The organism is Streptomyces sp. DSM 15324 (genome assembly GCF_001514285.1).
Classification (GTDB): Bacteria; Actinomycetota; Actinomycetes; order Streptomycetales; family Streptomycetaceae; genus Streptomyces.
In genome coordinates, this window is the sequence record NZ_KQ949023.1 from 162107 (window position 1) to 187661 (window position 25555).

The following is a 25555-nucleotide window of genomic DNA, read 5'->3' on the forward strand; positions in this document are numbered from 1 at the left end:
GGACGCCCCCGCCGGTGCCCGGCCTCAGCTGCGGGAGGCGCGCCGCCGTTCGCCCGGCTCCTGGCCCCGCTGGTCGACGACCGCGCGTTCCAGCACGGCCCGGGTGTCGAACACGGTCCCCGCCCGGCCCATCGCGGACGTCCGGGTGAGCACGGACCGTTCGCCGAGGTACCCGAGGGTGCCGGGATCGAAGATCCACTCGGTGCGCAGCCCCATCCGGGTGTCCTCCCGCGCGATGGCGATGCCGTGCCGCCCCGCCGCGTCCACCGCGTCGGCGACCTCCGTCACCCCGGGAATCCGCGCGGTGGCCTGGTAGATCGCGGCGGCCGTGGCGGACGGCAGGAGCTGTTCGGCGACGAGTTCGCCGATCCGCTGGAACACGGCCTGGTCCCGGTCCTCCCCCTCGGAGACGGGCGTCTCGGCGTAGAGCTTCCTCAGCAGAGCGCCGGGATCGGTGGGCAGGGAGGCGAGCCAGGCGTAGGTGGGCCGGTCGATCCCGGCGGCTTCCCCGTCCGAGCCCTTCGGCACCAGGATCCTGATCGGGAAGTCGTCCCCGTTCTCGCGGATCAGCCCGTACTCGACCAGCGGCCCCTGCTTCTGCGAGAACCACACCTCCCGGTCGTGCAGCGCGCCGGGCTTCACCGGCTTCCCCCAGTCGGACTCGTTCTCGGAGACCCGGGTGCGCACATACACGAACTGACCGTCCCGCACCGGCCCGACGTCGGTCCGCATCGCGACGGCGGCGATCCGGTCGAGCGTGCCGACCGCACTGCGGCTCCCGCCGCCCGGCGCGCCGCTCACGGCGGCCCGGTCCGGCGCGCTGCCCGCGTCCCGGCCCGCGCCGACCCCGACGGTCAGCCCGGCGGCCAGCGCGACGGCGACGGCCCCGGCGAGGAGAGCGGGCCAGGGGAGCCGCGAAGGCACAATCCGAGGGCGGCGACTCCGCTGGTCCTGGTGGTCCTGGTGGTCCTGGTGGCTTCGGTGATCCTGGTCGATGAGCTGCATCAGTACGTCCTTGTGGTGAGAGTGACGCTCAGCAGGCAGCCCCCGCTCGACAGGAACGGCCGGCAGCAGCCGCCCCAGTTCCTCCCGCTCGTCGTGCTCGTTCATCGGGCTTCCTCCTGAAGGGGCAGGGCCACGAACGCGGCCTCACTCTCTACCTCTCCGTGACGGGAACGCGGTTCCGTATGTCCCGTACGCGTTTTATGCGCTTCCTGCTCGACGATGTCCCGCAGCCGGGCCCGCGCCCGCGACAGCCGCGACCGTACGGTCCCCACGGGCACCCCGAGCGCCTCGGCGGCCTGGGCGTAGTCGAGCCCGCCCCACACGCACAGCGCGATGACCTCGCGTTCGTGCCGCCGCAGCCGCCCCAGCACCCGCCGTACCTCCGCGAGGCGCCGGGTGTCGTCCACCCGCCCCGCGACGTCCTCGGCGAAGTCGCCGACCGCCTCTTCGGTGGACCGCCGGGCGAGGAAGGCGAGCCGGCGCCGCAGACTCCGGTCGGCGTTGCGTGCCTTGTTGGTGGCGATCCCGAACAACCAGGGCCGCAGCGACCCCCCTTCGGCCTCCACGTCCGCCCGCCCCCGCCAAGCGGCCAGGAACGTCTCGGACATGACCTCCTCGGCCGCCGACCAGTCGCCGGTCAGCCGCAGGGCATGGTGGTAGACGGCCGTGGCGTACCGCTCGTACAGCTCGGCGAACGCCTCACGTTCCCCGTCCCGCACCCGCCCGCGCAGCCGCCCGCCGTCGTCATCGTTGGACCTCACGCTTGTACCTCTCCGGACCGCCGGACCGGTTCCCGTGGCGTGGCTCACAGCGCCCCTGAGGCTCGGGCCGCCCCTCAGCCCCTCCCCGCCCATCCCGCCACCGCGCATGCCCCGGGCTGCCAGGATGGGCGCCATGACGACGACGATCGAGGGTATCCAGGGTGAGGTCGCGCCCGGTTTCGAGCCGGTGCGCGAGGCGTTCGCGGCGAACTTCGAACGGCACGACGACATCGGCGCGGCGGTGTGCGTCTACCACCGGGGCCGCCCGGTGGTGGACCTCTGGGCCGGAACCGCCGACCCGGACACCGGCCGCCCCTGGACCCGGGACACCCTCCAGCTGGTCTACTCGGCGACCAAGGGCGCCACCGCGACCGCCGCCCATCTGCTGGTCCAGCGCGGCGAACTGGACTTGGACGCGCCGGTGGCCGAGTACTGGCCGGAGTTCGCCGCGCACGGCAAGGAGCGCATCCCGGTCCGCCAGCTCCTCTCCCACCGGGCCGGCCTCCCCGCGCTGGACCACCCCGTCCCCCTGGCCGACGCCCTGACCTGGCATCCCATGGTCGCCGCCCTGGCGGCCCAGCGCCCCGCCTGGACCCCGGGCACCGCCCACGGCTACCACGGCCGCACCTACGGCTGGCTGGTCGGCGAGGTGATCCGCAGGGTGTCCGGCCGCACCCCGGGCCGCTACTTCGCCGACGAGATCGCCGGTCCCCTGGGCCTGGACTTCTTCATAGGTCTGCCGGACGGCGAACGCCCCCGCGTCAGCAGGATGGCGTACCGGCAGCCGACGGTCGACTTCTCCACCGTCCCCCCGGAGGCGATCCCGGAGGAGTACCGCGCCGCGGTGGCCGCCATGCTGGACCCGGACTCCCTCTCCAACAGGGCGTTCGCGATCACGGACCCTCCGGAGATCGACTTCAACTCCCCGGAGGTCCAGGCGGCGGAGATCCCCGCCTCCAACGGCCTCTGCACCGCCCGCGGCCTGGCCCGCATGTACGCCGCCCTGGTCGGCGAGGTCGACGGCGTACGCCTGCTCACCCCCGAGACGGTCGCCGCGGCGACGAGCGAACAGTCCTCGGGCCAGGACCGCGTCCTGATGCTCCCGATGCGCTTCGCCTCCGGCTACACGCTCCCCACCGACCAGGCCCCCCTCACCGGCCCGCACGCCTTCGGCCACCCGGGCCGCGGCGGCTCCCTGGGCTTCGCCGACCCGTCCCACGACCTCGCCTTCGGCTACGTCATGAACCACATCGTCGAGGACCCGACGGACGCGCGGGCGGCGTCCCTGGTGAAGGCGGTGGGGAGGTCGCTGGCGGGGTGATCCGTTCCTGGGGCCGCCCGCACCCGGAGCCGCCCGCGCGCGCGGGGGCGTCCAGCGCGGCGGCCTCGGCCGCCGACGCCCGCAGGCGGCCGGTCGTAGTCGGCCGGTCACGCAGGGCGGACTCCCACTGCTCCAGCCCGCTGACGGCCCGCACGTCAACTCATCGGCACTGGCCTCCCGCGGCTCGACCGGCTGCTACGGTCCCTTGCATGACGCTCCCAGAGGCCACCGTTCGCTCCGTAGATCTCCGCGTTCACCCGGTCGGCGAACTCCTCGACCGCGTCGGATGCTCCTTCCAGACGCGCTTGGACCCGAATACCGTGGTACGCAAACGTCGCTCGGTGGGAGCCCGCACGGACCGCGACACATGGATCCGAGTCGAGCGCCGCCCGCTCGACAAGATCGGCGACCAGGGCTGGAACGGAACCGAGCAAGCCGCCCGACTGCATGGCATCGCCCAGCCTTCCTGGCGTGGCTGTACGGTCTGGCGGGACCCGGTCGACCCCGTGATGTGGCGGGCGGACGAGACCGACCTTCTGCCCGGAGGCCCCGTCGGCACAGCCGTGCTGAGTGACGAGCCCGAGCTGACGGCCGCGTGGTGGCAGGCCTTCAACACCTCATTGGACTCCCTCGCCGCACAGCACACCGGCCGAGTGGCCACGCCCGACACCGTCACCATCACCCAGACCCTGGTCACGGAGACCATCCGCAGCGCGTTCCCCGGTGACTTCGACACGACAGTGGAGCGGTGGGTACCGGCGCACGCCGACCTGAACTGGGCCAACATGACTGCTCCGGTCTTCTCCGTCTTCGACTGGGAGGACTGGGGGAACGCCCCGCGGGGATTGGACTCCGCGACGCTGTGGGGAAGCTCGCTCGCCGTCCCGGCCCTGGCCGACCGCGTACTGCACGAACGGCGCCACGACTTCGAGAGCCGGGACGGCAAGCTGATGACCCTCTTCACCTGCTCGAAGATCCTCGGCCCGGGTGCCCATCCTGAGGACCCACGTCTGGAATCCGCCTGCCGCAGGGCGGAGCAGGTCGTCTCGGAGCTTCAAGCGGGCTGAACGAGCTGTCGACTTGAGAGAAGCTTCCGGTATTCACGGATCGCGCGCTCGTCGACCTCACAGGCCAGAGCACTGACGAGTTCGCTCAGATGGGCAGGCTCATCGGTTCCCACGGCAACCGCGCGTACCTGCGGGACGTGGTAAGAAGCCCGAAAGACCGCCTGTACACGCGAGGCTCCGTCACTGTCCCGCAGAAAGATCCGCGGGTCTACCCGGTCCCATACGGACGCGTTCGTGCTGCCTCCGAAGGGACTCATGCCCCACAGCATGTTGTCGTGGAGGTCCCAGGCCACAGCGAGAGCATCTGCGGCTACGAGCGTACGGACGCCGACCAACAGACCGGCCCGGACCATGAGTACGGAGGGTCTCGGTGCGCCCGAGTCGACCAGCCCCGACAGCGGTGACGGGTCCCAGGAAGCGACGCCCCAGGCACCGCACATCCCCTTGGCGGTGGCCTCCTCCAAGGCGGCGCACGCGTGGGCCAGGGCGTCCCTCGCACGACGGTCAGGGTCTCGGAGCGAGTGCTCCGGGTTGTGCAGGAACACCAGGTCCGGCTCTTTTCCGAGGTCTCGGGCGGCCTGTTCCACGGCGTTACGCAGCCGAGGGGCGTCGAGGGAGTGTTCCGCCCCGTGCGGCGTCCAGAAGTAGCCGACCTTGGTGGACACCGTGAACCTTGGCAGCAGATCCGCGGCTGTCCTCGCCAAAGTTTCGTGCGACAGAAAGTCGAGATAGTTGGAGCTCGTGTCGAGCTCGGTGACGCCCAGGTCCAGGGCGCCGGTCAGGAGTCGGCGGTCGTGACGAGACCGGTGTAACCCGAGGACAACTCGGGGGTCAGCGGCGCGCACATCTCCTCCTTCACCAGCACTTCCGCGATGTCCACGACCTCGGATCCGACGGCTGGTACCGCCTGGTCCAGACGGACCGGGCGACCGCTCAGGAGCAGCCGCAGCGAGGGCAGGGCCTTGGCCCTGAACGTGAGCTTCTTGCCGGAGGCCGACACATCGACCGTCTCGCCCTTGTCCTGGATCCGGGGAGGGAAGTGCGTAGTGCACACCACGGCGTCGAGCCTTCCGAAGACGTCCAGGAAGGGCACATGCCTCGGAAGTGGCATCGCTTGCTCGTACGAGGCCAGGAACTCGGCTGGAGGCCGCTCGACGATCAGCTGCGCGGCAGCATCGGTCAGGGGCCGGCCGTCAGCCTCGTGCCGGCGGTCGAGGTCACGTCGGAACACCTCGCTCTCGCGGCACCAGTCGCCCAACCAGGCGAGCCAACTCGCCCCCGTGCGCTTGGTGATGCCGAACGTGACGTGAAGGCTCTTGCCGGACCCGTGACCGTTCCGCGTCGCCTGGTGCCAGTGACCTCGCGGAATGTGCATCACGTCGCCGGTCTTCATGATCCCGGACCAGATGATCTCTCCGCTCGGCGTGCTGTTGGAGTCGGTGTCGCGGTACATGGGCACTGATCGGGAAGTCCCGCGCACCTCCCACTCCTTCTCGCCGGCGAGCTGGACGATCACTACGTCGTGGTCGTCCCAGTGGAGCGGGAAGCCGGATGCCTCGTTCGTGGTCAGGTAGGCGTTGACCTGCACCCGTTCACGCGACCACCACTGCAGAGCCCGGCACGCGACCTCCATCGTCGGATCGAAGACGTTGGCCTGGTCGAGGATGACGGTCGCGCCGTCCCGGAGAAGCATGCCGAGGCTGTGCATGTTGACCATTGGGATGCTCTGGCCCCTGGGACTCACGCTGTCGGTAAAATAGACGGCCGGGTGCACCTCCTCGCCCTCACGGAAGACCCGGAACTGCGGGCGGTTCAGGCTCCTGCGCATGCCGATGTCGAGCAGGCGGTTCGGGGTCAGAATGCGGGACATGAGGTCCGGGGCATCAGTGCTTCCGCGCACGAATCCCTTGCCGAGATCATCCACGCCGCTCCAACCGAGCGCCGTCTCAATGGCATCGACCAACCGATGCTTCATCACTTCCTCCTCAGCCTCGTTGTGCGTTCGACTGTGTGACGCGGTGCGGCAGGGGGTCGGCGTGACGGACCGCGCGGGCCCCCTGCCGTTCGGCGCTATTCGCTGTCGTGGAGGTTGCCGTCACCGCCCGGCCACGGCGCGTCGCCGGAACTTCCCGCGTTGTCGGACCGGAGGCTGTCGTAGCGGTCGTGGACGGCTGCCAGCTCTTCCACAGCGACCAGAAGGCCGTTTCGGGCCTGCGGCGGCGTCGTGCTCTCTGTCATCTTGTGCTCCTTCCTGATCAGGCCTCTCGAAGCCGAAGCCGAGGCCGACGACATACGAAGTACTCGGCTGGGTCGGGCGACGCAGCCGTTGGGTGGTGATGTGCTCTGATGCCATGCCGGAGACCGCCCTCGGCGGAGCGACTTGGGACGACTACGGGATCCATGGGCACCCGTATGGACGGTTGTCGTGTGCTTACGGCTGACCTGTGCTTCGCTGGAGCGCGCACGGACCCAGCAGGGCGAACTCCCCTCTCAGGCAGCCAGCTTGCCCAAACCGCGTTCTGGTTTGTCCGGCAAGAGAAAGCTTCGTTGCCTGACGGACCCCCAGCCCTGACAAACTGTCCGGGTCCGTCATCATGCCGCCTCAGAAGCCGTGCATCACGTCAGCCGACGAGGTGTGCGACGGTGTCGAGCACCGCGGTCCAAGGAAGTTCACGCCCCGCAGGCGCCTCCCGCGGCTCATACAGAGGCCAGACATCCGGGCCGTGAACCAGGTGCACGTCGGCTTCTCGCAGCGTTGCGATGTGGCGTTTCCAGGCCGGGTGGCGGACATGTGCCGCGTTGACCCTGGGAAACACCACGACGGGGAGCCCGAGAGTGCCGATCGCTTCCCCTACCTGCGTCAGTGCTTGGTTGTCGGCGATGCCGGTCGCGAGCTTGGCCACCGTGTTGGCGCTCGCGGGGGCGACGACGTAGCAGTCCACCCTCGGGTGTGGGCTCGCGTCGCCGGGCAGCCGTGCTTCGTCCCGCACGGGCAGACCGGTCAGTTGCTCCAGGAGGTCGGCCTCGCCGCTCATGCGCAGCCAGCGCCCCGCCGTCGGCGTGAGAGTCACCGCCACTCGCCAGCCCCGCGCCAGCGCCGGCTGGACGAGCCCGGTGCGCAAGCTCTCGACTCCTCCAGCGCTGGTACCCACGACCCCCAGAACTCGGCTTTTCCCCGTGCTCACTGCACCGCCCTGCACCGTTGAGCCAGCATGAACAGCTCCGACGAAGGAGCTCCGCCCGTAACCGGAGCCTGCTTGATCAGGTCGCGCAGCGTGTCACGGACACGAGGATTGTTCCGCACGAGCTGCGGCGATGTGGACTCGGCACTGCGCAGGTGCGTGAAGGCGTCGTCCACTCTGCCGGAGAGAGACAGCGCCCTGGCGTAGTCGATACGGTGGGAGACGCTCCGCTCCGCTGCCACGTGTTCCACGTCGATGTCACCGTGCTCCACCACGTACGAGACGTTGTCGAGATCCAGCTCTGCCGACAACCGGTGCAACATCACGTTCGTCGGACCGAAGCAGGTGTGCCAGTGGTTCTCGTCGGTACCGAGCCGGTCCGCCAGTCCTTCGGCGCGGCGCAGCAGGCCAATGGCGGTCGAGCGGTCCTGGTGCCGGGCTGCGGCGATCGCCGCGCGCAGATGAATCATGCCCAGCAGGCTCAGAGCAGCGGGATCACTCTCCTCGATGCGAGTGGAGAGCCACCTCGACGCCGTCAAAGCCAACTCCAGAGCATCGTCGTAGCGGCCATTGGCCAGGAGAGCATGGGTACCCGCCCGCGCGGCGGAGGCCAGGACGAGCGGGTCCTCGGACTCGTCGGCCGCTCTCATGGCCCTCTCGGCGGCGAGCCACGAGATGTCGGACTCCCCCACCTTGGCAAGCGTCGTGGCTGCGAGGTGATGCACACGCGCGGAGACCGCCCAGGAGGCCATGCGCTCTGAGGGGGAGCGGACAGCGTGATCTTCGAGCCCATGAGCGGTCTGAAGGAGGCCGGGAAGCGCAGCGATCACCTTGCCGAGTCGACCGGCCTGATAGTCGTCCCAAGCCTGTTCGACGTGGGGAGCTACGGGGCCCGGCGTCGGGAGCTGACTCTCCGCCTCAGGACCGAACAGCAGCCGGGACAGTCGGCGCGGACTCATCAAAGCGTCCCGGACAGCGGGTACGTCGTCTTGTTGCCGCTCGTCCTCCATCAGCACGGGTTTCCCGAGCAGGTCGCCGAGCGGCACCCGAAGCACACGGGCCAACTCGGCGAGCATGTCGATCCGGGGAGGCTTGCGTCGGCCCGACTCCGCCTTGGCGAGCCAGTCTGTGCTGCGGCCCACCAGTCCGGCCAGTACCTGCTGGGTGTAGCCGCGGCGTCGCCGGTGGAAGGCGATGCGCTCACCGATGGTCAGATGATCGCCGAGCCCATGCATACAGATCCTCCTCGGCTGCAGGAAGTGCGAGGGACAACTCAGGAGATGGACTCCGGCACTGTGGCGCCGCTGGGCACCAGGAGCCTCACCGTCAGCCGAGACCAGGCCTCACAGCATGTACGAAGGCGAGCCAAGCCCACCTTCCGAAGAAAACCTCAGGTCCTCCCTCACTCTTCGAGTCACGGACCACAATGCCGTCGCCGGTGAACGCACACTGGACGCACTCCCCTCCCGCACCATTGCTGTACGACGACGTGAACCACTTCGGACGGCTCGTCCCGTCGGGCGTTGCCATGCTCAACTCGCGTATTCCTTCGAGATCGTCTCGATCAGATGGATCGAACGCAGAGGGCTCAGAGCTGCGGCTCTGAGGCCGTCGAACGCTCGGGTGTACTCACGGACATGATGCTCGCCCTCCAGATAGACGGCATCGGTGATGCCGTCCCGGTAGACGATGTCAGGGTCCTCCGGGGCGGGAAAGCCCAGCATGGTGAAGGAGCCCGTTGCCGGGTAGGCGCCCGAGTCGAAGGGGAGGACCTGCAAGGTCACGGCAGGCAACTGACCGACCTCCAGCACCTGTTCGATCTGCTCCCGCATCAGTCTTCGGTCCCCGATGACATTGCGTAGAGCGCCTTCGTTGACGATGAACCAAGCTTCCGGGGCATCGGGCTGCTTCAACATCGTCTGGCGCTCCATACGCACCTGAACTGCTCTGTCGATGTCCTCGGCAGACATGTGCGCGCCGACCCTGTGCAGTTCCGAGGCGTAGGCAGGGGTCTGCATGAGACCGGGTACCAGCTCGCACTGGTACTGGCGGAACGTGGAAGCGTCCTGCTCCAGGCCGATGTAGATGTTGAACCACTCCGGAACGCCTGAGCCGTGAACCTGCCACCAGCCCCGCAGCTTGGCCTGACGGGCCAGCGACTTGAGGAACTCGCGCAGTTCCTCGCTCGTGCCGTAGAAGCGGCAGAGAGCGTCGATGTCGGAGGGCTGGACCCGTCCGCTGCCCGTCTCCATGCGGTTGACCTTGGACCCGCTCCAGTCGAGAGCCTGGCCGACCTGGGCGCAGGTGAGAGTGCTCTGCTCGCGGAGCTTCTTCAGCTCGATCGAGAGACGGCGCCGGCGTGCGGTAGGTGATCCGGCCATATCAACCCCGTTTTTCGAATAGCGGGCGTTCAGTCTCTCGCCAAGGGGGCTGCATTCCAATCACTCGGAAGTGGGATTCTCGCTGTGCACATTGCATGAGGGGATGCGAGCGCTGCACCCTGATGTCGCAACACTCATCGTGACAGCTCGTAACGCTTCGCGCTCGGCGGGTGTCACGGGGACGAAGGGAGCTTTCGTGGGCCAGGGAGAGTGCATGACGCGCAAGCCGTGGGACCTTGCCTTCACGGCCGATCCGACAGAGGTGGCCGCCTTGCGCCGGGTCATGCGGATGCATCTGGGGATCTGGGGACTGCACGAAGTCGCGGACGAAGCCCAACTCTGCGTCAGCGAGTTGGTGTCCAACGTCATCACACACGTTGGCCTCGGGACCCAGGCCACTCTCTCGGTCTCGATGAGCGGGGTGCATCTCCGCATTGAGGTCCACGACCCTGACACGCGGGCCCTGCCCACCCTCCTCGACGCGAACGTCCACTCGGAGGGTGGACGAGGCATGGCCCTGGTCGACGCGGTCGCCGCCCGCTGGGGCGTCCAACTCCACCTCGACCGAAAGGTCACCTGGTGCGAGCTGGCAACGGGGCTCACCTCACCGAACGGGCACGTGGAGCGCCCCGGTGTGCGGCGAGCCGAGGCGCTGCTGGAGTTCTACACCGGCGACGAGCCACCCCTTCGACCCAGCCAGGGAAGGGTGGGCAAGGCTCTGGCCGAGGAGTCGGTGGTCATGCTCATCGCCGACTTTCTGCACTGGCTGCGGGCGCACGGCTGCGATGCGGACGAGGTCCTGGACCGTGCGCATGCCCGCTTCGACTTGGCACCGGACAGCTGAATCGGACAGCGGCCCGCCGATCAACACTTCGTGCGAGATCGGCAGGACGCTGTTTTGTACTCGGGCTCGGCCCCCGCCGAGCGGAGATCACTGCCGCAACACCTCCACGAAGAAGCCCACCTCGGGATCGTCCGGGGTACCGACAAGCAGTGCGCGATCCAGGAGGACGTTGTTGTGCTCGCAACTAGTCTCCGGGAGCATCACGCAGGCATGGCAGGCCGCCAGGTTGATTCCGCCGGCGCCGGATGCCTCGGTCTCCATGCAGAGCGGATCCGAGGAACACCACTCGGCACGGCGGACGGCCGAACGGGCCGTACGGTCGAGGAGTTCCGGTTCGCCTTGAGCGACCAGACCCCCCAGGCTGCCCGCAGAGTCGCTCGTCGCCGTGTAGACGAGTACCCCCGCCATGTCGTCCGCGGCGTAAAGGCGCTCGCGCAGGGCCGCAGCCGGGTAGCCCGCTTCCAGGCTCCACTCGTTGATGAGGACGTGGGCCAGAGTGTGCAGCAGCACCATACGAGGAGTGGCGGGGGAGGGGGCAACCCGGCTCGGGTCGTTGGCCCGCTGCTCGAGCATCCGCTGGTGGGCGGCACGCATCCGCTCGACCCGGGCTGCCACCGCCGGTGCCTTCTCCCAGGCGTCGAGTCGGTCCTCGTTCAGGCGGAGGAAGACTCCCTCGCCCCGCACCTCCATGGCCGGGAGCCAGGGCAGAGAACGTTCGGACAGCGGCATCTCTTTGGAATTGGTCGTCGACTCGGCATCGATGAGCCGGGTGAACGACTTCAGGGCACGCACCTCGCGAAGCCTCTTGACCAGCATCGGGCCGGTGATGCCGAGCGGATCGAGCACGCTCTGGTCGCCCAACGGGGTCTCGCAGACAAACTGCTCGTCGCGAGAGTGCTCGCTCTCGTCGTTGCCCGAGCGCAGGCGCTCGTACTCCTTGTTGCGCAGGGCACGGTAGCGGTGGTCGAAGCTGGGGGCCGTCTCGCTGTCGGGGTCCTCCTCGCGCTCGGCGTCGAGGAACGCCATCACCTCGTCCAGCGGTACCGGACACTTTCCCTTGAAAACACCTCTGAGATAGATCTCGACGTGCGCGCGGTCGTCGTACTCGCGGAGCGCGTCCCAGTGCTCGGCGAGCGGATCCGCGCGGCCGTTGCTCCATGGAGGGATGGACAGCGCCGACTTCAGCACCGGCTGCCACACCGCTGACGAACCACGCTGCAACGTGCGCAGGGGGTGTCCGCACCCGTCGTCGGGAGAGGACGCACCGAGCCACGGGCGGGTGCCTCGGCACATGAGCCCCAGGTCCTTGAGCGCGCTCCTGCGGAAGGAGCCCTCCATCGAGGCCTCGGAAGCCTCCCCGCAGGTGCAGGAGACGAGGATGGAACGGAGAGAGGCAGTGCGCCCGGTCGTGCGCATTTTGAGCTTTCCTCCGCACTGTCCCGCCGTCGTGGCACCACGATCCGTGGAGCCGTGCACCCACTGCCAATACGGGAATTCGGCGAGGTGCCCGGCCTCGCAGGCGACGACGAAACGGGATGGGACCAGGTCGACCTCGCACGTACCGCAGACGCTTCGTCCGGCGGGCGGGTTGAAGTCGCGGTGCCGTTGCAGGTCGTTGCACTCGGGGCAGGAGTGCATCAAGGGGAATCGCCGGACGCGGAGACCGTCCCTGCTGGTGTCGTCGGAAGCGGGTGGCAGCCGGAAGTAGTCGACGTCGAGCACTCGGGCCAGTCGCCGTTCGTAGATCCGCGGGGACTCGTCACGGCTCCAGCTCTGCTCGGCCTCGTCGAGTCCCGAGACGATGAAGGACTCGTGGTCGACGGCGATGAGAGAACCGACGCCGTAGGTGGTGATCGCCTGCGCGCGGCGGACCGCACCACGCCGAGGGAAGTTGTGGGCGGGTGCGGTGCCGTTCGCACCGGTCCGGCGACGACGGGCGGGGGGCGGGGTCATCGGGTTCCCTCCATGAACAGGGCGGTCTCGGCGTCGACATCACGCAGGCTCCACAACGTGGGATATGCCTCGGCGTGCCGGGACAAGTCGTCGTACGCCTTCAGGAGCGAAGGGGCACGATTGCCCCTCTGAGGCTCGAACAGCAGGTTGTTTTCGATGTCGGCCTCTTCGCACCACCAATCGACGAACTCGTCGAAGGCCCGGGACACGGCGCCGGTCTCCTCCTGGGTGACCGCCTCCACGCGGTCCAGGAGGATCGACTTGATGCGCCCCCGCAGTATGTCTTCGTAGGACTCGACCTGGCCGGCGCCTTCGTTGGGGCGGGCGGCGGGGATCATGATGCGGGCGAGGGCGACGATCACCGCGTGCAGGCCCCGGTCGCGGGCTCGGGCGGAGAACGGGGTGACGGAGGTGGACTCGACCTCGCGGTACAGGGCCGAGTGGAAGTGTTGGAAGCTCTCGTAGTGGGAGCGGTCCCGGGACCGGGTCGCGTTGAGCATGACCGCGACCAGGCCGGGGTGCGCGCGACCGACCCGGCTGGTGGCCTGGATGTACTCGGCGGTCGTCTGCGGCTGGCCCATCACGGCCATGAGACCGAGGCGGTCCACGTCCACGCCGACCGCGATCATGTTGGTGGCCAGGAGGACATCTACGGTGTCATCGTCGGGTAGCCGCTTCTCGATGCCCTTGAGGCGGGTGGGGATCTCGCTGGCGTCGATACGGCTCGTCAACTCGGAGTAGTTGGCGACCGAGCGGACCTCCACCCCCTCGCGCTCGGCCAGCAGCTCCAGATAGGCCACCACGTCGTCATGGACCTGGAGTTCGGCCGCCGACAGCACCCGGAGGCTGTTGAAGTAGCCGACGAGACTCCAGTACGCGTCGCGCACCTCGTCCTCGGTCTTTGCCTGCTTGGCCCGGTGCAGCAGGGTGGCGTACGTGCGGATCAGGAGGGTCGACTGGCTGGTGCCGGGGGCCAGGAGACCGACGTAGCGGCGGCTCGCCTTCTCCTCGCGAGGCGTCTCCACGGCGAACCACGAGTCACGGGCATCCAGACCGGCAGGCGGGAACTGCCGTACTTCGCGGGCGAAGAGATGGCGTCCCTGGTCGGCGGCGCGACGGATGGTCGCCGTGGAGGCGATCACCTTGGGCCGGTCGGCGAGTGCGTCCACAGCGGTCTCGTAGAGCCCGGTGAGTGTCCCCAACGGGCCCGAGATCAGATGGAGTTCGTCCTGGACGATCAGTTCCGGGGGAGGGGTGCCGCCGTCCGGGTCGTCGTCGCGGTTGAAGAGCGCGGAGGTCGCGGGACGCCACGGCATCGACGCGAACTTGTCGACGGTGGCGATCACCAGGGTCGGTCGCGCGTCGTACACCGCCTCGTCGATCAGGTGGACGGGCAGGCCGTCGGCGAAGTCGCAGTCCGCGCCGGGGCATCGGACACGCATCCGCTTGGCGTCCTCGTCGACTTCGTAGTTCCGTGCGTCGAGGCGGGTTCCGCACCAGGGGCAGGCGTGCAATTGGACGGGGTTCTCGGTGGCGAGGCGCTTGTCGAGATTCCTCCGCAGCTCGTCGAGCTTCAGCCCTGCCATGGTCAGAGTGTTGGGGGTGGCCGAACGCCCCACCCACATGCCGACAGAGAACTCCTCATGGCCCAGCTCGGGCGTACTGCGCCGCATGTGCTCCATGGCACAGAGCAGGATCGCCGCGCGCTCGAACTGCTGGAGGGTGAGCAGCCGCAGCGTATAGCGCATGAGGACGGTGACACCGCCGCCGTCCGTGCCCTTGCGGATGCGGCGCAGGAAGGACGTGAGGGCGATCAGTCCGAGGTAGGCCTCCGTCTTGCCACCACCGGTGGGGAACCACAGCAGGTCGGAGATCTGCCGGTCGCTGTGCTCGCGGTCGTCGATGCCGGCCAGGCAGAGCAGCACGAACGCGATCTGGAAGGGGCGCCAGCGACCGGCGGCCGGGTCGGGGGCGCCGACGCGTCCGCCCTTCACCCATGCACTGCGGGCACGCTGGTCTGCCATGGCGTGATTGGCGAGTCGGAAAGCCCTCATCAGATCGGGCTTGGTCCGCAGCAGCTCGATGCCCTCACGGATTCGGTCGAGCGCCTCGCGGCAGGCCCTCACCTGCTCCCGCGCGGGCTTCTCGTGGGGGGTGCCTGTCAGAGCGTCCGCCTCGGCCGACTTGCGGTCGATCCAGTGTTCGTACCCCGTGGCGAGGCCTTCCAGAGCGACCAGGACGTCGGCGTCGGACCGCTCGGCCAGCCCCAGCATGGACAGCGCCGAGCTGTCGATCTCCGGGTTGGAGTCGGTGAGCAGTACCTCCACGGTGGGCACGAACTGGGTCCGCACCTCGCGGACGGCGGGCAGTTCGGATTCGGTCACACCGATCGGCGACGGAGTCCAGTCCCACTCGGCGGCGCAGCCGTGGCCGACCGCGAAGGTCGGGGCGTGGCGGTGCAGCAACCGACTCGTGGCGATCTCCGGGTCGTGGTCGGCGGCCGGGGCGGGACGCTCGACGAACATGGTGGAGCCGTCGGCGGCCCGGACCGTGAGACGGCACTGGAACAGGGAGAAGGCGTCCTGGAGATCCCACTCCCCGACCTTTTGCGTGTTGATCAACGTGATAGTGATCGTGATCGTGCCGTTGGCCTGGTCGAGACGTCGGACGTTGACGTGCAGCGCGGCTTCCGGGGCGAGATCGATCCTCATCCTCGGATCCGGTCGGGTCACATCGATGGTCTGGTCGGGGAGGGCGAGTTCCTTGCGCCGCCACCGCTCCCGCTGGTCGGCGGTGGTTCGCGCCTCGGCGCGGCGGGCCGGGACGCGCTTGCCGTCGGCATCGGTGGGCTCGTAGACAGCCGCACGGGTCGAGACCACGATCGAACTGCTGCTGGCCGGGCGGACTGCGAAGGTGAGACCCATTGAGGAGGGACGCCTGTCTCCCGAGGCGCCGACCTCCTGCGCGGTGCCTGACTCCTCGGCGTTCTCGTGGGCGATCACAGGGGTCGCATCCAGGCCTTGCTGTCCGTCGGCGTCGTCGTTCTGCTGCTCCTTCGCGGCCTTGTCCGCGGCCCGCGGATACAGCACGCCGGTCAGATATCGGTCGATCGGCGCGTCCTGGCTGAGCACCTCGCCCTGGTCGGCCGGCTCGGAGTCCTCAGCGGGGCCCAGGAGTTCACGACGGAGCCCCGCCAGGAGTTCCTCGTCCCGGACCCGGTAGTGCTCGGAGTGTCGGCCTGCCACCTGCGTCATGCGCGCTGCTCCTCGTAGTTGTCGGCTCTCCGGTACCGGCCGATGCCGGTGATCCGCGGGACGATCCACACACCTCGCTCACCGAGACCGGCGTTGGCGCCGGCGGCGGTGCTGCCCGTCACGGTCTCCAGGGTGTCGATCCGCAGGCCGTGGATCTCGTCGGGCCACCAAGGCTCCCAGGTGCGGTTGACCTTCTGCACTTGGAACAGCTCCTCGCGAAACCTCCGCGAGGCCTCGCCGATCTCCTGCCCCTCGTGCACCAGGGCGTACGGCGGGCTTTCCGTCTCACCCATCGGCAAGTTGTGGTGCCTGCGCAGCAGTACCTCCTGGCCTGGACGGACCTGGTTCAGGAGATACGCCTGGGTGGCGACGGCATCCGTCTCCTGACCGGGTGGGTCTTCCCGGTTCACGTCGCCCGGCTCGGCGACGATCCCGTACCTGTCGTACGACCGCCACGACCCGAGATAGCGCCGGCCGTGGTGCCGGCCCCCTGCCCTCCTGAAGAGCGGCAGCTCGGGAGGGGCCACGTGGTACAGGTCCTGGCGGGCACGTGTCATCGCCACGTACAGGGCGCGGGCCTCGGCGGGCAGGTCCAACTCGTCCCGGTACCTCTTGTGGAGTTCGGCGAGAGTCGGTGGCGTCAGGACGATCACCCGGTCGAACTCCAGGCCCTTGGCCCTGTGCACCGTCGAGACGACGACGTGGGCCGTCTCCGGGTCGGCCGCTTCGTCGGGGAATCCTCCCTGTGCGATCGCCCGGCGCAACCGGTCCAGATCGAGGACGCCGCGTCCCGTACCGCGCGCGGTTCGACGCAGCACCGACCACAGTGCGGCGGCGTCGGGTTCATACGGGAGCGGGATTTCCGCCAGGAGCGTACGGAAACGGTCCTCGGTTAGGGCGTTCGCCTCCGTACGGCGCAGCAACTCGGCCACCCAGTACGGCACCGGCCGCTCCTCCAGCGGGCGCCGCAGTCGGTGGTCGACGCCGTGCGCGTGCAGCAGGCCGGAGACCACGAGGGCCTGCTGGTTGTCGCGGGTGAGGAGAGCGCACGTGTCGGAGAGGTCCCGCAGACCGTCCAGGGTGAACTCGTCGTCCAGGTCGCCCATTCCGTTCGCCGGATCCAGGAGAAGGTCACGCAGTGCGTCGTAGAGCGTTCCCGCCTCGTCCGGATCGCTCAGTTGTTGGAGGCGGGGGCCGAGTCCCAACGCGACCCGGGCCTCGGTGGTGGTGGCCCGGAAGTTCCGCGTGAGGTGCAGCTCCACCAGGTCATCGGGGTAGGAGCAGCGCAGCCAGTCGAAGAATCGGCCCGTTTCGTCGACGCGTTCGCCCAGGTCCTCGATCTGGAAGCCGTACACGGACTGGGCGGCGTCGCCGACAACGGTGAAGCCGCAGCTGTCCTGGTACCGGTCGAGAAGCGTCTCCACCAGCTCGCGGCGTCCGCCCAGCAGGTCCTGCACCTCGTCGATCACGACATGGGCGGGCGGGACCGCGTCGCCGATCTCCAGCGCGCCCTTCTCGATCGCGCTGGTCGCGGCGGCGATCCGCTCGTCGAAGCCGACAGCGCCCCACTCGCCGTCCGGATGCGCCTGGAGGAGCACCTCGTAGGCCCAGGCGTCGAAGGTACGGGCGCGCACCCGGTGGGCTCGTTCCCCGTGTCGGGAAATCCGCTCACGCAGCTCCCGGGCGGCGGCCCGGGAGAAGGTGAGCACCAGGATCTCGGCTGCCTCCAACGCCTGTTCGGGGTCCTCATTGCCGCACAGCGTGTCGAGTCGGCGCACGAGGGTGTGGGTCTTTCCAGCACCGGCTCCCGCGGTGACCAGTACACGGGCATCCCAGGGCTGCTCGACCACGGCCAGCTGCTCGTCGGTGAGCGGAGGGCTGTCCTGGTAGACATCGGTCACTTCCGGCTCCAGAGGTGCTCGAAATCATTGAAGGCGAGGTCGGTGTCGAAGTTGGTGATGTTGTCGCTGATGTTGAGGATCAGGCAGCTGTCCTTGCCGCCGTTACGCGGTCCGCGCAGGCCACGACCGATCATCTGTTGATACACGTTGGTGCTGAAGACCGGCCGGGCCACGACCACGGCACGAGTGGCCGGAGCGTCGAATCCCTGGGTGAGCACACCGTAGTTGGTGAGGACCCGGATACGTCCGTTTCGGAAGTTCTCGATGCGAGTACGACGGTCCTGTGCACTGGTCGTCGAGTCCACGGCGGCGGACCGGACGCCCCGGTCGTTGAGCATGGCCGCCAGGTACTTGGCGTGGTCGACGGAGGTGGCGAAGAGCAACGTTGGCCAGTCATCCGGCAATTCGGCCACCGAGTCGACGATGCGCCGACTGCGCGCGTGGTCGTCGGCGAGCCGCTGTTCGGCGGAGCGGGAGAGCATGGCCATGCGATCGGCGTGCGTCTTCTCGTCCCGGGTGAGCTCGATACGGCCGCCCTCAAGGGTGCGGTGCTCGACCTGGGCGAGCATCCCCCAGTCCTGGAGGTCGCGATACGGGTCGCCCGATGGGAAGACTCCTTCGTCGAGTCGCCGATTGCCGAAGCGGCTGGCCAGACGGCGGGTCTCCTCCTCGTTGCGGTTCCGGAACGGGGTGGCGGTCAGGCCGAGGAGATGCCGGCCGGTCTCGTACTGTGTGAGTCCCAACTGGCTCAGGATCTCGGTGTATCGCTTGGAGATGGCGGTGTGCGCCTCGTCCACGATCACCAGCGCTGCCTGGCGCAGCCATGCGTACTGGTCGGTGCCCAGGCACCGTTCCAGCTTGGCGTCGGTGGCGACCACCAGGTGCGGGTGGTCGACCACGTTCCCGACCTCGTTGGTGCTCCACAGCCGGCTGATGGTGAGCGGGCGTTCGGCACCGACCTTGCTCCAGACGAACTTCCAGCTTTGGACGGCCTGTTCGCACAGCTCCTCGGTCTGTGCGATCCACAGCAGCGGACCCTTGAGGTCGCCAACCCGCTTCACCCAGCGGATCACAGCCTCGGCGGTGACCCGTGTCTTGCCGGCGCCGGTCGGCAGCGACAGCATGCCGCGCTGGGGCGCCAGTCGGTCGAGCATGGTGGAGATGTTCCGGACCAGATCTTCCTGGTACTCGTGGAGGCTCGGGAAGTCCCGAGGGCCCTCGACGGTCTCGAACGGAGGCGGGGACGGAGTCCTCGAACCGGCGAACGCGAGTGGCAACCTCAGTTCCGAGACGAATGAGATGGCCGCCGATGAGCCCCCGTATGCGACCGGGGCGTTGGGGAAGCGCGCCTGGATGTCCCGGGCATGCTGCTGGAGTACTCCGTCACCGTGCGCGTTGAACGCCATCTGCGCGATCCGGCGCCCGGACGGCTCAACGCCGTCAGTCGCCAGCAGTTCGGCCTCCATCAATCCCTCGGGGAGGCCGGTTCGGAGCGCGTCGGCACCGATCAGCAGCTCGATCTTGGCCACCACGTCCTCGGCCTCGCGCACCGCCTTCTGCGCCGCCTTCAGCTCGCTGTCCCGCGCCATACGGTCCTGGTGCTCCAGCACCGCTCGGCAGCCGGCGGGGCCGAGGCCCAGGCCGAGTTCGCGGTCGATCAGCCGCAGCATCGGCTCAGGCTCCAGGGGCACGCGGACCTTGACGGTGCCGTCCTGGCGAACGGCGTCCAGAGGGGAGGCGTGCGTGCCGTTGGGCGTACGGGTGACCTCCTCCAGTTCGCTGCACCGTTGCACCATGCTGTTGCGGTTCCCGCTGTTCAGGCGCTGCCGCAAGGCGGGGAACAACTCGACCAGCGGCACGGGGTCGCCCTCCGTGACTTCACGGGTCTCCAGGCTGATCACGTCGGCGTAGCGGAGCATGCCCCACTTCTCGATCATCAGCTCGGCGTCGTCGGCCGTCGGTACAAGCAGCGCTGGGAGCTGCTCGGCGCGCAACGCCTGGTACTGAGCGGCCCCGACGGCGACGGTGATCTCGTTGTCGGGCCGGGTTCCCCAGACGTCGCCGATCCTGCAACGGGTCAGGGAGTCCTCGGGGAAGTCCGCGCCGAACCGGGTCAGCATCACGTAGGTGGCGCCCACGAAGGAGTCGTCCTCGCTGCGGGTCACCTCGTTCAGCAGTGCCTCCCAGCGGTCGGCGGGGACCTCGTCGACGGTGGTCGGGAGCCGCAGCCTGCGGGCCTTCTCGGCAGAGATGTCGGCGACCGGCAGCACGTCTCGGTAACCGGAGAGCTGGGGGCCGACAGCTTCCCTCAGCGGCTTGATCCCCTGGGAGGTGGCGATCGTGCCGAACTTCTTCAGCATCCACCTGATCGGCGAGGGCACCGCCTGTCGGGTGTTGGTCTGCGCACCGATTTGCCGCGTCCAGTTGTCCACGACAGCGTCGTCGGGCAGCACCTTCAGAAACGCGGCGCGGGATTCCTCGGAGAGGGCGCGGAATAGGTGGAGCGGGCCGCCGATCGGGGCACCCTCGACCCTCATCCGGTTCAGCGCGGGGCGCGGGGCGCTACTGTCCAGGCGGCGCAGGTAGTCGGTGTGGAGGGCTTCGCGGTACTCCTCGAACCACGTCTCGCCCTCCTGGGGCCGGACCCCGCCGGACGGTCGTTCCCGCAGACCGACCTGGGAGAAGAAGGGGGTGTCGTCGGAGTGGAAGGCCATGTCGACGGCGATGCTCGGGTCCCGCTTCGCGTCGACCACGACACCCGGCAGCATGCAGTCCTTGATCGGCCTGAACCGACCGTCGGCGTTACGCACCCGGAGCGTCGAGCGTGCTTCGGGCACCCGCTCCAAGACCTTGTGGGTCAGACGACGGACCCCCGCCTGACGGAAAAGCTCCCAGAACCGCTCCCAGTCGGATGGGCTGTAGTGGTCGAAGCCCTGATCGAGAACGCTGTCGAACCGGCCCTCGACATCAGCCTCCCTGATGCCCAGGACGTCAAGCGCGTGCGCCAGCGAGGGGTCTTGGGCGAGCTCGTCGACCACGTACACCAGGGACTCGCGCAGCCCGTCCTGGTTGGTGCGGCGGTAGACCTTGCCGTGCACAGGGGCGACGAGACCATGCTCCTCGGTGAGGACGATGTGGGCTTTGCGGGCCTCTTCGACGAACGGGGAGCTGACCTCGATCATGTCGGCGAGAATGCGGACTGCCGTCGCGGAGGCCCGCGCGGTGCCGCTCTCGACGAGGGCCTCCAACCAGTGGCGAACGTCCGCTCGTTGGTGCTTGGCTGCACCAAGGATGTGTTCGACCTTGCCGGAGCGCAGAGAGTCCACTTCGACGCTCGGATGCAGCCAATTCGACGGACGGTCCGGGCACTCGTGCCACCACCGCAGCCAACGCAGGAGGGACTTCGATTCCTTCCTCGGGTCCTTGGGACGCGGGTGCACCCGCAGGTCCTTCGGCACGCGCAGTACGCCGTTCTGGTCAGGAAGCGACGCATTCACCGCGGTACGCATCCAGATCTCTTCGGTCAGGAACTCGTCCGCCCAACTGATCGCCTCCTTTACACGGCCGGGCAGCAGGGGGAGGTAGGCGGCTGGGTCCTCGACGGGCGCCAAAGCCGGGAGCGACTCGACGACCAGTTGCGCTGCCGCGCGGATCATCTCCTGGTTGAAGGGGGAGGAGTCGAGCAGATTCTGCCGGTCCTCGTTCGTCTTCCAGGCGCCGTTGAGGATGCCGCTCAGCGACATCTCGTACTTGGTCGGGAAGAAGGACCAGAACTTGCCGCGTCCGCGTGATTGCGGGCTGACGTACAGGCCGCTCTCTTGATCCTTCTCCAGGGCCGGGACGCCCCACGCGAGGTCGAGCGAGAGCCGGTCGTGCAGTTCTCCGGCGTCATCGCGGGCAGCCGGACCGGGTTCGTGGCTCGTGGTGAACACGCGCCACCGGTCGGTCGTGACGGCCTTCCCTGTCCGCTCCTCGACCACCGTGTGCAGGTCGCCGGTCTGCCGGGCGGTCAGCGTCCGACGGACCATGGGCCGGGGCCGGCGGTCCTCCAGCACGACCTTCGCGACGTGCGGCGAGAAGAGTTGGAAGCCGGCTGGGAATTCCTCGCGGGGTTCGCCGTGGTCCTTGCCACGTCCGCCGTGCATGTCCCGGCCCAGCCGGTCGTCGGCTTTCGTGAGTAGGGGCAGGCGAACGACGGTGGTGGCCCAGCTCAGCAGCTCGTTCAGGACGCGATCGGAGGCGCGCTCGGCCTGCATGTCCAGAGGTCGGGCCATCCGCAGCACAGGAGCGTCGAACTCGGGGCCGTAGCGTGCCGCCACGCCGGGCACGGCCTTGATCTGCTCGAACGACCAGGCTCGGTCGAATCCGAAACTTCCGGTGCTGCTGAAGAATTCTGGTGCGTCGGTCACGACGAGGACCGATTTAACGCCCACTCCGAAACGCCCGATCTGGCCTCCACGCTTCTTCGACATGCTCATTCGAAGAATTGTCTCCGCGCCTTCTGGGGTCACCGGGTTACCCTCGTTCGCGCAGTACAAGTGGGTTTCCGTGAGGATGAAATAAATTCGACCGCCTCGCTCGTCGGCCATTTCGTCGGCCGCGTTCTGGGCGAGCTCGAAAAGCTGGCGGTCGCCATATCCGCCCTGCGTGATGCGGCGCTCTCCATTGGCGTGCTCGGCCACGAGGCCGGGGTCCACGGCGTATGTCTGCAGGACACGCGATGACTGTTCGAGAACGGTTTGAATTACCGGAGAGGACGAATACGGCACTGCTTCTGCGCTCCTGGGATGTCAAAGGTTCGGCGAAAGATCGAACGGCGGGCCCCTGCTCGTTCGCCATGGCACGTGGGCGTGGGCGTATTCCCACAGTGCCGTGGTGAAGCGGATAACTCGCGGTGAAAGCGTTGGTTGTTGCCAGACCGAGATTCCCCCGGACATGCTCGGGACTCTCTGGGTCAGGCAGGGGGAGTGGTCTAGTTCGGCAGCCCCTGGAACAGCTTGGCCAGGACAGGGAACCTGTCGGTGAAAACCTCCTCGGACAGGTCGTGTTCGCAGAGAATCCCCAGAACTTCGACCTTGCTTTCTGCGGTCTTGATCCTCAGCTCGAACGAGCTGGAATCCCGAAGCGAGTCAAGCGACTCACTGTCCTGTTCATTCATCGAGTGGTGCACCCCTGTCGGTCGTCGCATCCTGCAGCTGCACAGGGGTGTATTCGAGCACACGTCCCCCGTGTGAAACGAAATGGAAAATATCTATGACCTGGTTGAGACTTGCTCCCTCGAAATAAGCTAGCGGATGGGGTCTTGGGTGGCCAGCCGCTTTCGGAAGGGCGTTTCTTGGAAGAGCTCTGCAGGGTGATGGCTAGGCAGATGGTGGGATTTTGGGCGCACTTCTCCCCCGGTCGCCCGGTCTTCCCGTTTTCGGGTTTCACGAGCGAGATGAGATCCCCATCGTCAACAACGCTATCGGCGTTCACTCGAACGTGTCAATCAACTTCCTTCCCCCTGGGCGGAGTTGATGCTTCCGCTTGTGGAAATAGGGCATCTGGTTCCAAAGTCGATCATTCGAGACAAGTTGGACGCTCGACTGAAGTGATTCAAGTGATCAAGATCGATCAACTGTTGGTTGACGCTGCTGCGCGTGTCAAATTAGCCTGGTGGTCCACAACATGCGATCAGCATGGGACTCCGAGGAAAGAGCAGGCGGCGCGTGGAGACAGGTGAGGAGTTCGGGCCCTGGTTGGCCCGACAGCTCAAGCTCGCGGGGAAGACGCAGGCCGAACTGGCCGACGAGCTCAAGCTGACCCGGGCCGCCGTGTCCGCGTGGATCACCGGCAGGTCGACTCCTCGCCCGACCGTCATGACGGACATCGCCAAGGCGCTCGGCACGGACGTGGGCACGGTGCACACCCGTACCACCGACACCCAGGCCGGCCTCCCGATCTCCTGGTACCACCGCCCCGGCTACCCCGACGGCGGCCGTGAATTGGGCAATGCCGCAGCCTTCGCCTTCGACGCCGACGTGCAGGTCCTCGCCCGAGAGACCTGCCAGAACAGCCTCGATGAGCGTCGGAAGGACACAGGCCGCCCCGTCAGGGTCCGCTACACCCTGCACGAGCTGACGGGGAAGTTCCTGGACGACTTCCGCGACGCCATCCTCTGGAACGACCTCTTCCCGCACTACTCCGCCGTCTCGGAGACCGCCGGGAACCAGAAGGTCGGCAGGGTTGTGGACGCCGGGGTGCGCGACATGTACGAGAAGGGGCGCCTCGTCCTGCTGCGCGTCGACGACTACAACGCGTCCGGGCTCACCGGCGACGACTACGAGGACGGCAAGTTTGCCGCCGTGATCAGGCGTCAGTTGGAGAGCCTCAAGTCCGGGCCGGGTGCGGGGGGTTCGTACGGTCTCGGCAAGGCGACGCTGTGGGCCACCAGTGCGCTTGGCCTCGTGCTCGTCAATTCCACCCTGTCGGAGGCCCACGAGGGGCGTACCGAGCGGCGGGTCATCGGCCGCCTGGAACTTCCCTGGCGGGAGGTCAACGGGGAGCCGTGGGCCGGTCCGGCATGGCTCGGGCGCCCCGACCCCGATTCTCCTGGTGCCAAGGTCGCCCGCTCGTGGTGGGCGGACGAGGAGACGGTGGCCCGTCTTCATCTCACCCGGGACAGCGACGAACCGGGCACGTCCTTCCTCGTCGTCGGTGCCCAGGACGTGGCCAGCCTCGACGAACGCTCGTCCCCGGACGGCGACCAAGAGGACATGGACGGGGAGGAGGAAGAAGGCGCCGAGGATACCCGCGACATTCGCAGGATGCACCGCCGCTTGGTCGAGGCCTTGGGGCGCGACTTCTGGGCCGCGATGACCGGTGGGGGCGGCAGGCTTCCGCTCCTGGAAGCCTCTGTCCGTACGATGCGCAACGGTGAAGTCGTCGTGGCGGAGGAGCAGGTCGACCCTTCTGTCGAGCAGCCTTCCCGGACCCGTGCCCTGCGGGCGCACTACGAGGGCGTCACTGTGGATCGGCTCACCGAGGTCGGTCAAGTGGCGTCCCAGAACATTCCGCTGAAACTGCCGCTGTCCGGAGGCGTGAAGAGCGGAACCCTCGGGACACACCAGGCAGTTCTGCTGGTAACCGATGTCTTGAGCGACGGAGAGGAGAAGAAGAACGGGCCGAAGAACCAGATGCATTCGCTACGAGGCAACCGTATGACCGTCAAGAGAGCATTGGTCCCGAACCTGCCAATCGGTACCAATGCATTCCAGGCCGTGCTCCTGGTGGGAGAGGCCGCCGGGGAATCGGCCCCCTTCGCGGCCGAGGCCGAGGAATTCCTGCGGGCGGCGGAACCGCCCGAGCACGACCGGTGGGGGCAGACGGAAGAGCTGGCCCTGCGGTGGTCACCCTCGGCCTACCGGCGGATCAACACGATGACCGCCGAAGCCAACAAGGCCGTCAAAGACCTCGTCGCACGGCCGAAGCGCGGTGGCGGCGCCGAGGGCGGCGAGGCCCTGCGCAAGGCGTTGACCGTGAAGAAGAAGTCGAAGGCCAAGGTGCCCACCGGGCCTGTGGTGCCGGAACTGGACGCACTCGATGCGACGGTCGGCGAAGAAGGGGAGTGGCGGATCACCGCGGAGGTGAAGATCCCGCGCGGCGACGAGATCGTCCCGATGGTTCCGGTCGCCCAGTTGGACGTGCGCTCCGGTGGTCGCCCGAAGCTCGACTGGGCGGAACTCGTGGCCGTCGAGGGTTGTGAGGTGGAGGACGGGATCCTGCGCTTCCCGCCCGGCACACGACGGGCCAAGTTCCGTGGCTCCACCGACGTAACCAGCCATCCCGTGAGGGCCATGTTCACGAGCCTCGTACTCGAACTCCGTGCCGGCAAGGGGGAGTGAGGC

At 68.0% G+C, this 25555-nt stretch carries 18 protein-coding genes; 4 read left to right on the plus strand and 14 right to left on the minus strand.

Annotated elements, in window-relative coordinates; translation table 11 throughout:
• Nucleotides 1-24 precede the first annotated feature (24 nt).
• Nucleotides 25-1110 (minus strand): CU044_5270 family protein, encoded by a 1086-nt coding sequence (locus tag AQJ58_RS00715; RefSeq protein WP_067243797.1) that lies wholly within the window; start codon nt 1108-1110, stop codon nt 25-27.
• Nucleotides 1107-1736 carry an RNA polymerase sigma factor gene (locus tag AQJ58_RS00720; RefSeq protein WP_067245577.1) on the minus strand — a complete coding sequence of 210 codons (630 nt, stop codon included), beginning with the start codon at nt 1734-1736 and terminating at the stop codon, nt 1107-1109. The genes AQJ58_RS00715 and AQJ58_RS00720 overlap by 4 nt, the downstream gene beginning before the upstream one ends.
• Before the next feature lie 154 nt (nt 1737-1890).
• On the opposite strand from AQJ58_RS00720, the gene AQJ58_RS00725 reads away from it, so the two are divergent.
• Both AQJ58_RS00725 and AQJ58_RS00730 read left to right on the plus strand, forming a co-directional pair.
• Nucleotides 1891-3087: a serine hydrolase domain-containing protein gene (locus AQJ58_RS00725; protein ID WP_199844500.1), complete on the plus strand. Its 1197-nt coding sequence runs from the start codon at nt 1891-1893 to the stop codon at nt 3085-3087.
• Nucleotides 3088-3296: 209 nt separating this feature from the next.
• Nucleotides 3297-4154: a hypothetical protein gene (locus AQJ58_RS00730; RefSeq protein WP_067243801.1), complete on the plus strand. Its 858-nt coding sequence runs from the start codon at nt 3297-3299 to the stop codon at nt 4152-4154.
• Here AQJ58_RS00730 and AQJ58_RS00735 read toward each other — a convergent pair.
• From AQJ58_RS00735 to AQJ58_RS00755, 7 genes are all read right to left on the minus strand, one after another.
• Nucleotides 4142-4999 carry an aldo/keto reductase gene (locus tag AQJ58_RS00735; protein WP_067243803.1) on the minus strand — a complete coding sequence of 286 codons (858 nt, stop codon included), beginning with the start codon at nt 4997-4999 and terminating at the stop codon, nt 4142-4144. The genes AQJ58_RS00730 and AQJ58_RS00735 overlap by 13 nt on opposite strands.
• Nucleotides 4933-6129, minus strand: coding sequence for a JmjC domain-containing protein (locus AQJ58_RS00740; protein WP_067243804.1), 1197 nt, complete (start codon nt 6127-6129; stop codon nt 4933-4935). The genes AQJ58_RS00735 and AQJ58_RS00740 overlap by 67 nt, the downstream gene beginning before the upstream one ends.
• Before the next feature lie 95 nt (nt 6130-6224).
• Complete coding sequence (locus AQJ58_RS43690; protein ID WP_199844501.1) at nt 6225-6392, minus strand: hypothetical protein; 168 nt, start codon at nt 6390-6392, stop codon at nt 6225-6227.
• A gap of 383 nt (nt 6393-6775) precedes the next feature.
• Nucleotides 6776-7354 carry a flavoprotein gene (locus tag AQJ58_RS00745; RefSeq protein ID WP_079078624.1) on the minus strand — a complete coding sequence of 193 codons (579 nt, stop codon included), beginning with the start codon at nt 7352-7354 and terminating at the stop codon, nt 6776-6778.
• Nucleotides 7336-8571, minus strand: a complete 1236-nt coding sequence (locus AQJ58_RS00750; RefSeq protein ID WP_067243806.1) for a helix-turn-helix domain-containing protein — start codon at nt 8569-8571, stop codon at nt 7336-7338. The genes AQJ58_RS00745 and AQJ58_RS00750 overlap by 19 nt, the downstream gene beginning before the upstream one ends.
• Nucleotides 8572-8662: 91 nt before the next feature.
• Nucleotides 8663-8866 carry a DUF397 domain-containing protein gene (locus AQJ58_RS40270; RefSeq protein WP_079078625.1) on the minus strand — a complete coding sequence of 68 codons (204 nt, stop codon included), beginning with the start codon at nt 8864-8866 and terminating at the stop codon, nt 8663-8665.
• Nucleotides 8867-8868: 2 nt separating this feature from the next.
• Nucleotides 8869-9717 carry a helix-turn-helix domain-containing protein gene (locus AQJ58_RS00755; RefSeq protein ID WP_067243807.1) on the minus strand — a complete coding sequence of 283 codons (849 nt, stop codon included), beginning with the start codon at nt 9715-9717 and terminating at the stop codon, nt 8869-8871.
• Nucleotides 9718-9931: 214 nt separating this feature from the next.
• Between AQJ58_RS00755 and AQJ58_RS00760 the strand changes: the two genes are divergently transcribed.
• Nucleotides 9932-10561, plus strand: a complete 630-nt coding sequence (locus AQJ58_RS00760; protein ID WP_067243808.1) for an ATP-binding protein — start codon at nt 9932-9934, stop codon at nt 10559-10561.
• Nucleotides 10562-10648: 87 nt separating this feature from the next.
• On the opposite strand, the gene drmB is transcribed toward AQJ58_RS00760, so the two are convergent.
• The 5 genes from drmB to AQJ58_RS00785 form a co-directional block, all read right to left on the minus strand.
• Nucleotides 10649-12514: a DUF1998 domain-containing protein gene (gene drmB, locus AQJ58_RS00765; RefSeq protein WP_067243810.1), complete on the minus strand. Its 1866-nt coding sequence runs from the start codon at nt 12512-12514 to the stop codon at nt 10649-10651.
• Nucleotides 12511-15768 carry a helicase-related protein gene (locus AQJ58_RS00770; RefSeq protein ID WP_067243814.1) on the minus strand — a complete coding sequence of 1086 codons (3258 nt, stop codon included), beginning with the start codon at nt 15766-15768 and terminating at the stop codon, nt 12511-12513. The genes drmB and AQJ58_RS00770 overlap by 4 nt, the downstream gene beginning before the upstream one ends.
• On the minus strand, nt 15765-17669 hold the full coding sequence (locus AQJ58_RS00775; protein WP_067243818.1) for a UvrD-helicase domain-containing protein: 1905 nt from the start codon (nt 17667-17669) through the stop codon (nt 15765-15767). The genes AQJ58_RS00770 and AQJ58_RS00775 overlap by 4 nt, the downstream gene beginning before the upstream one ends.
• Entirely contained in the window at nt 17666-22438 is a 4773-nt protein-coding gene (locus tag AQJ58_RS00780) for a DEAD/DEAH box helicase (RefSeq protein WP_067243820.1), read from the minus strand. Before AQJ58_RS00780 ends, AQJ58_RS00775 begins: the two co-directional genes overlap by 4 nt.
• 203 nt (nt 22439-22641) lie before the next feature.
• Nucleotides 22642-22827 carry a hypothetical protein gene (locus tag AQJ58_RS00785; protein ID WP_159056203.1) on the minus strand — a complete coding sequence of 62 codons (186 nt, stop codon included), beginning with the start codon at nt 22825-22827 and terminating at the stop codon, nt 22642-22644.
• 520 nt (nt 22828-23347) lie between these two features.
• Here AQJ58_RS00785 and AQJ58_RS00790 point away from each other — a divergent pair.
• Nucleotides 23348-25552 carry a helix-turn-helix transcriptional regulator gene (locus AQJ58_RS00790; RefSeq protein ID WP_199844502.1) on the plus strand — a complete coding sequence of 735 codons (2205 nt, stop codon included), beginning with the start codon at nt 23348-23350 and terminating at the stop codon, nt 25550-25552.
• Nucleotides 25553-25555 lie beyond the last annotated feature (3 nt).

Excerpts from the sequence above, each read along its gene's own strand:
- AQJ58_RS00725 (WP_199844500.1), top strand. The coding sequence starts at position 1,891 with ATGGGCGCCATGACGACGACGATCGAGGGTATCCAGGGTGAGGTCGCG.
- AQJ58_RS00715 (WP_067243797.1), bottom strand. The coding sequence starts at position 1,110 with ATGAACGAGCACGACGAGCGGGAGGAACTGGGGCGGCTGCTGCCGGCC.
- AQJ58_RS00730 (WP_067243801.1), top strand. The coding sequence starts at position 3,297 with ATGACGCTCCCAGAGGCCACCGTTCGCTCCGTAGATCTCCGCGTTCAC.
- AQJ58_RS00770 (WP_067243814.1), bottom strand. The coding sequence starts at position 15,768 with ATGACGCAGGTGGCAGGCCGACACTCCGAGCACTACCGGGTCCGGGAC.
- AQJ58_RS00790 (WP_199844502.1), top strand. The coding sequence starts at position 23,348 with ATGGGACTCCGAGGAAAGAGCAGGCGGCGCGTGGAGACAGGTGAGGAG.
- AQJ58_RS00750 (WP_067243806.1), bottom strand. The coding sequence starts at position 8,571 with ATGCATGGGCTCGGCGATCATCTGACCATCGGTGAGCGCATCGCCTTC.
- AQJ58_RS00740 (WP_067243804.1), bottom strand. The coding sequence starts at position 6,129 with ATGAAGCATCGGTTGGTCGATGCCATTGAGACGGCGCTCGGTTGGAGC.
- AQJ58_RS40270 (WP_079078625.1), bottom strand. The coding sequence starts at position 8,866 with ATGGCAACGCCCGACGGGACGAGCCGTCCGAAGTGGTTCACGTCGTCG.
- AQJ58_RS00785 (WP_159056203.1), bottom strand. The coding sequence starts at position 22,827 with ATGAATGAACAGGACAGTGAGTCGCTTGACTCGCTTCGGGATTCCAGC.
- AQJ58_RS00755 (WP_067243807.1), bottom strand. The coding sequence starts at position 9,717 with ATGGCCGGATCACCTACCGCACGCCGGCGCCGTCTCTCGATCGAGCTG.
- AQJ58_RS00760 (WP_067243808.1), top strand. The coding sequence starts at position 9,932 with ATGACGCGCAAGCCGTGGGACCTTGCCTTCACGGCCGATCCGACAGAG.
- AQJ58_RS43690 (WP_199844501.1), bottom strand. The coding sequence starts at position 6,392 with ATGACAGAGAGCACGACGCCGCCGCAGGCCCGAAACGGCCTTCTGGTC.
- drmB (WP_067243810.1), bottom strand. The coding sequence starts at position 12,514 with ATGACCCCGCCCCCCGCCCGTCGTCGCCGGACCGGTGCGAACGGCACC.